Below are 8,083 nucleotides of genomic sequence, written 5' to 3'. Positions count from 1 at the left end.
TCAGTGAGCGCAGGAAGGCCAGCCAGCCGGCACCGTCCTCGGCGGTCGCGACGTCGACGCCGAGGATCTCGCGGTGTCCGTCGGTATTCACCCCGACCGCGACCAGCGCGTGGACGTTGATGATGCGGCCGCCTTCCCGGACCTTTTGGGTCAGCGCGTCGACCCAGACGAACGAGTAAGGGCCTTGGTCCAGGGGCCGGTTGCGGAACGCGGCGACCTGCTCGTCCAGGTGCTTGGCCATCGCGGAGACCTGGGACTTCGACAGTTGGGTGACGCCCAGGGACTCCGCGAGCTTCTCGACTCGGCGGGTGGAGACGCCCAGCAGGTAGGCGGTGGCGACCACCGAGATGAGGGCCTGCTCGGCCCGCCGACGTCGCTCCAGCAGCCAGTGCGGGAAGTAGCTGCCTTGGCGCAGCTTGGGAATGGCCAGTTCGACGGTGCCGGCGCGGGTGTCCCACTCGCGCGGGCGATAGCCGTTGCGGTGGTTGACGCGCTCATCGCTGACCTGGCCGTATTCGGCGTTGCAGAGGGCATCGGCCTCCACGGACATGAGCGCGTCGGCGAACGTCTTGACCATCGCGCGCAGCAGATCCGCACTCGCCGCAGCGAGGTTGTCTTCCGCGAGGGCGTGCAGGGGCACACTGTCTGGTGCGGTCATCGTGCTGATCTCCTTCGAGGCTTCGTCACTTCGAAGATCCGCCGGTGGCCGTTCATCTATGCGGGCACCATCCCGATGCCGGAGCAAACCCCCGGATCAGGTCGAACCCGTACACCACTCCCCTGGACGCAACCAAGGGCTCACCGCCTCCCGCAGAACAACGTAGGTGGTCGCCCGCTTCGGCGGGATCCCTCTCATCCGCAAGCGAACCGCTGTCCTGACCGACCGATCATAGCCAGCCCTGGCAACGGGCTGATCCATCGGCTCCTGGCCGGGAAATGCGAGATCTCCAGCGCGGGCAGGGGACTTCAAGTCCACCACCTTCGGAAACTCGCCGATCTCAACAGGCCCGGTCGGCCGGATCGGCCGTCATGGATGACCCTGATGGCAGCGCGGCGACACACGACTCTGGTGGTCTGCTCAGCCTGCCACCACAGCATCCATGCAGGACGCGGCTCAGCTCTTCCCCGGAAGTGATCACTGGAGAGCCGTGTGCGGCCAAAGCCGCCTGCACGGTTCGGGAGGGGGCCGACTGAAAAGAACCCGGCCCATGAGCATCTCGCCGGCGGCCTACCTCACCTATAGCCACCACGATGACGCCGCCATGCGCGAGTTGATGGGAAGCGGCCGTGGCTGACCGTTTTCAGTACTGGCGGGACCTGCTCGACGGCTCGCCCCGCAGACCGGACTGATTACGACGCCGCCATGACGTCACCCCGAACTGAAAATCTCAGTAGCGATTCTTCTGGGCCGGGGTGCCTTTTCCTCTCGGCTTGCATGCCCTGCTATTCGTCTTCCTTTTCGGAAGACGCCGGTTGACCGGTACCCGCAGTCGGTTCTCGGGAAGAAGGAGCCTCGTCTTCGGGAGGCGGGGGTTGAGGAAATTCCATGTCGTCCGGAGGCGGTGGAGGAGGTATCAGACCACCCCGTGCGGTACTCACTGCCGGTGCCCGGGGAGAGGAAGCCTTCTCTTCGGTGCCGGTCTTCTCTTCGGTTCCGTATCCGGCGGCCAGCAGCTTCCCGGCGTGTTCCAATGCCTGGTTATACCAGATTCTGAATTCATCTTCCTGCAGTAGGGCGCTCTGCCTCCACTTGGGCATATCCGCAAACACATTCAACGCATGTGGCACGTCCGTGTCACCAACGTCCATGATGAGCTCGGCCAGTCGTGCGTAAGTTGCACGGAGATTACTGCCCTCGGAGAGTTCGGCGAGGCCTCCGCCTCCGAAACAGGTAGCGAGGTAGAGATTTTCGACACCGTAATAGGTACTCAGTAGCCCATTGCAGGTATGATAAGGCAGCTGACATCCTGTAGAGTCGGTACAGAGTTGATCTTGGACGGCAAGCCACTGTACAGAGCCTCCCGGAGCCTTAAGCGTCTCCATATTCAGGGTCTGTCTGCTGTTCGGCGAACTGCCCGGTGGTCCCATTGCATCGGCCACGGCCTCCATGTCCAATACGAGCTCATGTGGAAGGTCCGGGCTGAAGCTCATGTTAGGAATGGTTGCGCCCTGGTTAAAGGTTGCCTTGACGGGATACAGATGAGGATTCATGGCGATAATCATCGCATCCATCGCCCCAAGTACCTTGCCTGGATCGGCATAGGTATGGACCTTCATGCCCCTGGGGACGAACGTGTCCTCTTCGGGCCGGTCGCCCCCATGCCCCATGAGCGTCACCTCTGGCGGCTGCTCCGCCTTCTCCGGTATAACGAGGGCCCCAAATTTGGGGTGATTTTTAATGGCGTATATCTGAGAACACTCGTCACAGGCCGTTATTGTCATTGGCGGAGTGTCGTCGCCCGGATATTCTGGCAGGCACTTGAGATAGTGCATCATATGAATGGTGTTACCGTGACGAATGACGCCGACGAATTCTCCGATTCGGAATGTTTTGCCGCAAATTAGGCATGCATCCGGCAGGCTCACCTGGTCCTGGGGGGCAGTGACCTGTTTCTTTTCGAAATCCTCCGAGCTGCTTTGCGCCCTCTCGATAACATACCTCGCCCGAATATCTTCTTTTTCATGCAGTTCCCCTCTTTGGAGTTCGGACAAAGTCTGGAATTCCACCCATCCTTTGTCTTCTGGGGGTTCCAAAACGGCCTTCTTGACTTCGTCTTCGAATTTGGCCAAGAATGTGGCCCATTCCTGACGCATCGCAGCGAGTTGGCGAGGCGACGCCCTACCTATGGCAGCAAGGTCCGCAGCAAAGCCTTTTTCGACTGCATCCATCATCTGCTCCCTGGTGAGGGCAGGCGTTTTCTCTTCGGGAGACGGTTTCGGTGCAGGTGTGGTGGCGCTTTCGGCAGTGTCGTCAAAGGCGACGGATGGCGTGGTGGCGCCTTCCGGAGGAGGCGGTGACTTTGGGTCGTCTGGAGTGGGCGAGGCCATGATCCGCCTCCTGTCGTGGTACCGGTGCATGCGGAGTGCGGCGCATGAGGCAGGCGTCTTCGCGTCGTAGCACCCATACAGTCTAAACCTCCCATACCGGACTGGGGGCGTCATGGCTCGTATTTCGTTTCAACGCGCCATGCATGAGGATGCCGTCCTCTCGGGGAGCATTGTGGCCGTCTGGTGCTTCCCAGCGCAGCAACTGCACGACACATCGCGACAGGGCGAACGTTGCCTGATGCGGCACTAGCGGCCTGGCCAGAGGCGGTGCAGGCCGCTAGCGAGACCTCTAGCGCTAGCGGGTCCGGCCTCTAGCGCTAGGTCGCGTCTGCAATGCGTGTCAGCGTTACGGAGCAGTGCTACATGCCTGGTACCGGCTAGCCGTATGTTCGCGGAGCTTCCGGCATGCCTCCGCCATCTCTTCCAATTTGTCGTCATCGACGACGAAGGCCATGAGGTGGCCACCGTTCGAGATGGGCGTCGCACCGCGGACTTCCGAGGCACGGAGGTTGGGCCAGAAGCCACCGTGCGCAAAGCCGGAGGCCACACGCCACAGTGCTCGGGTTTGGGTGGGTTCGAGTCCAGTGCTCGCGGCGGCCTCGTAGACCATGCTCGTGGCCTCGGGCTTCTTCAGTTCGGGGAGACCGAGGCTCTGAGTCACTTGCTTGACTTCTTTCTGGCGCTCCGCTCCCGTCTTGCCTCTCGGCCCCGTGACGTGGTTCGTGTCCGCCTCGTGCTGGTCGCGGTTGCGGATATCATCAGCCGACAGTGACACTCGGTGGCGGCGCCGGGCAGAAGCCACGTCGCAGTGGCGAAGTTCTCAAGGGCACCCCGCAGCAAGGTCCAAGGGCTGTAGGGGTCGATCTGGTGCGCAACCACTACGAGCTTCGTGAAGGCTTCGACGTGTATCAGGCCAGCCGAGAAGGAGGACTGGATGAACTTGGCGGCTCCCCGTGACTTCAGGGGTTCGTCGTCCTTCGCCAGACGGCTGCGCTCCGCCGGGTCGGGCAGCAACAGGAAGCGGTTGTCTCCTCGATGGGCTGCGGCTGCGCTGAAGAGAGGCGCGAGATAGGAGACGTCCCCTCGCCCCGTCGTGGACGTGTTCATGGCGTGACGGTACGCCAGCCTGAGACGTCTCTCGCCTGCCGTTATTCACGGCGCTTGTCCGGCTCGCGTCGCGTGACTGATGAGCGCCGGGGCAACCGTGAGAGACCCTGAGTCGGGACCTGTCCGAAACCTCCGAGGTCAATCAGCAACGACAGACAACGACAACTAACGACGGCCCAACCGCAGGTCAGTTGAGGTGAGCACCCTGCTGACCAGCTCCAAAAACCGGGCGGTCGAAACCCAGGGCAAGAAGAAGTAACCGTTGTGATCATGCCCCCTACCTGCACTTATGGTGCGGGGCGGGGGCATTTCCACGGCGCGCCCACTGTGGGCCCTCAGACCGTCAGCGGTACGGGATGGATCTCGTCCGCCTTGTGGCCCGCCCTCTCGTGGACGCGTTGGACGGCCTCGGCCGAAGGGGCCTCGGCGAGGCAGTAGACCATTCCGGACTGGGGGTCCGCCCAGGCCTTCACGAAGTGGACGCCCTCGTCCTGCTCGATGTCGAGGTCGGCCTGGTGGGCCTGGCGCAGCTGGTCGGCCGTGATGCCGACCATCCCGTGGTGTACGTCCATGAACTGAGCCATGACGCCGCACCTCCTTCCCGGCTTGCGACTTCCGGGTGCGATCGTCTGTCCCCCACTTCTCCATGCTGCGCCCGCGGGGCGGACCAGGCGAGCGGGCGGCGGGCCCCGCCCGCCACGGGAGAAGGGCCCCGGCATGTTCACCGGGGCCCTTCATCGCCGTACGTGGTCGTCACACAGTCGTCGGGCGGTCAACCGCACTGACAGGGATTGCCCGACTGGCACCCGCAGCCGCAGCCCGAGCCGCAGCCGCACGCGCCGAAGAGCGGGAGGCTCTTGATCTCGGCGGGCTGTTCCGTCTCGCGCTCCTGCGTCGGGTCGGGCGGGGTGGGGGCTTCGGCCATGCGTCCTCCTGGAGACCTAGAGGCTGATGCCTCTGCCCATTGCATGCCCGCTTCACCGGGCGCATCAACGGCGCACTGTGGCGCCCGCACGCCCTGCCCCTCCGGTTTACGCCCCCTCGGCTCCCGCCACCGACTGGATCTCCGGCTGGATGTCGCCCTGGAGGTCGTCCGCGTGCTCACCCGTCACCAGGAACACCACACGCTTGGCGACGGCCACCGCGTGGTCGGCGTAGCGCTCGTAGTAGCGGCCGAGGAGGGTGACGTCCACCGCCGTCTCGATGCCGTGCCGCCAGCGGTCGTCCAGCAGGTGCTGGAAGAGGGTGCGGTGCAGCAGGTCCATCTCGTCGTCGTCCTGCTCCAGCTGCATCGCCAGGTCGACGTCCTTGGTGACGATCACCTCGGCCGCCTTCGCCATCAGGCGCTGCGCGAGCTGGCCCATCTCCAGGATGGTGGCGTGCAGGTCGTGCGGGATCGCCCGCTCGGGGAAGCGGAGGCGGGCGAGCTTCGCGACGTGCTGGGCCAGGTCGCCGGAGCGCTCCAGGTCGGCCGACATACGGAGCGAGGTGACGACGATGCGCAGGTCGGTGGCGACCGGCTGCTGGCGGGCGAGCAGGGCTATCGCGCGCGCCTCCAGGTCGTGCTGGAGCTCGTCGACCTTCTTGTCGCCCTCGATGACGCTCTCGGCGAGCTTGAGGTCGGAGTCGAGGATGGCGGTCGTGGCGCGCCCGATCGCCGACCCGACGAGCCGGGCCATGTCCACCAGACCGTCGCCGATCGAGTCAAGTTCCTCGTGGTACGCGTCCCGCATCAGGGATCCCTCTCTTACGTGTTCTTCGGGGCTGCCGGGGCAGGAGCGGGGGCCCACGTCCGTCGTCCTACCGGCGCTTCGCACCCCACGCTCCCACGTTCCGGCTTGCACGCGTCGTTTTCCGCCATCCCAAATGAATCAATACTGGCGCCAAGGTGAACTCTGGGCGACGAGTGTTCGAGGTCGCACCCGGACGGCTGTGGGGATGTCCGACGTCATGCCTAACCTGGTGGCATGGACGTGAACGCGGCGGTCGCCGCAGCGGCAGCGATCGCCGGGGTGCTCACCGGTGTGATCGCCATGCTGGCGTTCCGCTGGAGCGAGCGGGAGCAGAAGCGCCCCACGCGTACCTCCCTGCACACGGACCCGGTGCTTCCGCCTGGTGTGGACACGGTCCTGTCCGTGCTCCGGTCGTCGGCCGTCGTGCTCGACGAGGCAGACGCCGTGGTCAAGGCCAGCTCGGCGGCATACGCCCTGGGACTGGTCCGCGGCGGCCGGCTCTCGGTCGAGCCGATGCTGCAGATGGCCCGGGACACCCGGCGAGACGGGGAGATACGCCAGGTCGAGCTGGACCTGCCGCGGCGGGGGACCGGGCGGGGCGAGGCACTCGCCGTCTCCGCGCGCGTCGCCCCCCTCGGCTCGCGGCTGGTGCTCCTGCTGGTCGAGGACCTCACCGAGGCCCGCCGCATAGAGGCGGTACGGCGCGACTTCGTCGCGAACGTGAGCCATGAGCTGAAGACACCGGTCGGCGCCCTCTCCCTCCTGTCCGAGGCCGTCATGGACGCCTCCGACGACCCGGAGGCGGTCGAGCGCTTCGCCGGCCGTATGCAGATCGAGGCCACGCGGCTCACCAACCTGGTGCAGGAGCTGATCGACCTCTCCCGGGTGCAGAACGACGACCCGCTGGAGGACGCCGAGCCCGTCCGCGTGGACGAGCTGGTCGCCGAGGCGATCGACCGGTGCCGCCACCAGGCCGGCGCCAAGCAGATCACCATGGCCGCCGGCGGCACGGCCGACCTGCATGTCTGGGGCAACAGGGGCCAGCTGGCCGCCGCCCTCGGCAACCTGGTCGAGAACGCCGTGAACTACAGTCCGGCCCGCACCCGGGTGGGCATAGCCGCCCGCCGGGTGACCGCGCCCGGCGGAGAGCACATCGAGGTGGCCGTGACCGATCAGGGCATCGGCATCTCGGAGAAGGACAAGGAGCGCGTCTTCGAGCGCTTCTACCGCGTCGACCCCGCTCGCTCCCGTGCCACCGGCGGCACGGGGCTGGGGCTGGCGATCGTCAAGCACGTGGCCGCCTCGCACGGCGGGGAGGTCACGGTGTGGAGCTCGGAGGGTCAGGGCTCCACGTTCACCCTGAGGCTGCCGGAGGCGGGGGTTGCCCGCGACCGTGCGCAACAACATCCCGACCTGGACGATCTCGACGACGAGGCCGGCCGCACCACCCCCCAGTCATCCCCGTACGAACCGCTTCCCGCCCCGGAGGTCCTTCCGTGACCCGAGTGCTTGTCGTCGAGGACGAGGAGTCCTTCTCCGACGCCCTGTCCTACATGCTCCGCAAGGAGGGCTTCGAGGTCGCTGTGGCGACCACGGGCCCCGACGGACTCGACGAGTTCGAGCGCAACGGCGCCGACCTCGTCCTCCTCGACCTGATGCTGCCGGGCCTGCCCGGTACAGAGGTGTGCCGCCAGCTGCGCGGCCGATCCAACGTTCCCGTCATCATGGTGACGGCCAAGGACAGCGAGATCGACAAGGTCGTCGGTCTCGAAATAGGAGCGGACGACTACGTCACCAAGCCGTTCTCCTCGCGTGAGCTGGTCGCCCGCATCCGGGCCGTCCTGCGCCGCCGCGGCGAGCCGGAGGAGGTGACCCCGGCGGCCCTGGAGGCCGGCCCGGTCCGCATGGACGTCGACCGCCACGTGGTGACGGTCTCCGGCTCCAAGGTCGACCTGCCCCTCAAGGAGTTCGACCTCCTGGAGATGCTGCTGCGCAACGCCGGCCGGGTGCTGACCCGTATGCAGCTCATCGACCGCGTCTGGGGCGCCGACTACGTGGGCGACACGAAGACCCTCGACGTCCACGTCAAGCGCCTGCGCGCCAAGATCGAGCCGGACCCGGGCGCCCCGCGCTACCTGGTCACGGTCCGCGGCCTCGGCTACAAGTTCGAGCCGTAGAGAGCCGCGTACGAGCCG

Annotated in this window: 9 protein-coding genes; 3 read left to right on the top strand and 6 right to left on the bottom strand. The window is 65.8% G+C overall.

Going from position 1 to position 8,083, the window contains the following annotated elements:
* The coding region (locus ACGFYN_RS29290; protein ID WP_393868886.1) for a transposase at nucleotides 1-658 on the bottom strand (658 nt) is incomplete at its 3' end.
* Nucleotides 659-733: 75 nt separating this feature from the next.
* Between ACGFYN_RS29290 and ACGFYN_RS29285 the strand changes: the two genes are divergently transcribed.
* Nucleotides 734-1,135: a hypothetical protein gene (locus ACGFYN_RS29285; RefSeq protein ID WP_393868893.1), complete on the top strand. Its 402-nt coding sequence runs from the start codon at nucleotides 734-736 to the stop codon at nucleotides 1,133-1,135.
* 308 nt (nucleotides 1,136-1,443) lie between these two features.
* Here the strand turns inward: ACGFYN_RS29285 and ACGFYN_RS29280 are convergent, their stop codons facing one another.
* From ACGFYN_RS29280 to phoU, 5 genes are all read right to left on the bottom strand, one after another.
* The gene (locus ACGFYN_RS29280; RefSeq protein WP_393868885.1) at nucleotides 1,444-3,048 is read right to left on the bottom strand and encodes a putative adhesin; all 1,605 of its coding nucleotides are present in this window, start codon (nucleotides 3,046-3,048) and stop codon (nucleotides 1,444-1,446) included.
* A 657-nt stretch (nucleotides 3,049-3,705) separates the two neighbouring features.
* Entirely contained in the window at nucleotides 3,706-4,155 is a 450-nt protein-coding gene (locus ACGFYN_RS29275) for a hypothetical protein (protein ID WP_393868884.1), read from the bottom strand.
* 335 nt (nucleotides 4,156-4,490) lie between these two features.
* A complete protein-coding gene (locus ACGFYN_RS29270; RefSeq protein WP_393868883.1) occupies nucleotides 4,491-4,739 on the bottom strand; it encodes an SCO4226 family nickel-binding protein in 249 nt (82 codons plus the stop codon).
* 188 nt (nucleotides 4,740-4,927) lie between these two features.
* A complete protein-coding gene (locus ACGFYN_RS29265) occupies nucleotides 4,928-5,080 on the bottom strand; it encodes a hypothetical protein (RefSeq protein ID WP_384251370.1) in 153 nt (50 codons plus the stop codon).
* A gap of 106 nt (nucleotides 5,081-5,186) precedes the next feature.
* Nucleotides 5,187-5,888: a phosphate signaling complex protein PhoU gene (gene phoU, locus ACGFYN_RS29260; protein ID WP_393868882.1), complete on the bottom strand. Its 702-nt coding sequence runs from the start codon at nucleotides 5,886-5,888 to the stop codon at nucleotides 5,187-5,189.
* 234 nt (nucleotides 5,889-6,122) lie between these two features.
* Here phoU and ACGFYN_RS29255 point away from each other — a divergent pair, with 234 nt between their 5' ends.
* A complete protein-coding gene (locus ACGFYN_RS29255; RefSeq protein WP_393868881.1) occupies nucleotides 6,123-7,388 on the top strand; it encodes a sensor histidine kinase in 1,266 nt (421 codons plus the stop codon).
* The gene (locus ACGFYN_RS29250; protein WP_015659563.1) at nucleotides 7,385-8,065 is read left to right on the top strand and encodes a response regulator transcription factor; all 681 of its coding nucleotides are present in this window, start codon (nucleotides 7,385-7,387) and stop codon (nucleotides 8,063-8,065) included. The genes ACGFYN_RS29255 and ACGFYN_RS29250 overlap by 4 nt, the downstream gene beginning before the upstream one ends.
* Nucleotides 8,066-8,083 lie beyond the last annotated feature (18 nt).

The sequence above is a fragment of the Streptomyces sp. NPDC048419 genome (assembly GCF_043200415.1).
Lineage (GTDB): Bacteria > Actinomycetota > Actinomycetes > Streptomycetales > Streptomycetaceae > Streptomyces.
This window is presented reverse-complemented; position numbering and strand designations above follow the sequence as displayed.

Coding starts and splice junctions, on each gene's coding strand:
- ACGFYN_RS29285 (WP_393868893.1), top strand. CDS start 734: ATGCCGGAGCAAACCCCCGGATCAGGTCGAACCCGTACACCACTCCCC.
- ACGFYN_RS29280 (WP_393868885.1), bottom strand. CDS start 3,048: ATGGCCTCGCCCACTCCAGACGACCCAAAGTCACCGCCTCCTCCGGAA.
- ACGFYN_RS29275 (WP_393868884.1), bottom strand. CDS start 4,155: ATGAACACGTCCACGACGGGGCGAGGGGACGTCTCCTATCTCGCGCCT.
- ACGFYN_RS29270 (WP_393868883.1), bottom strand. CDS start 4,739: ATGGCTCAGTTCATGGACGTACACCACGGGATGGTCGGCATCACGGCC.
- ACGFYN_RS29265 (WP_384251370.1), bottom strand. CDS start 5,080: ATGGCCGAAGCCCCCACCCCGCCCGACCCGACGCAGGAGCGCGAGACG.
- phoU (WP_393868882.1), bottom strand. CDS start 5,888: ATGCGGGACGCGTACCACGAGGAACTTGACTCGATCGGCGACGGTCTG.
- ACGFYN_RS29255 (WP_393868881.1), top strand. CDS start 6,123: ATGGACGTGAACGCGGCGGTCGCCGCAGCGGCAGCGATCGCCGGGGTG.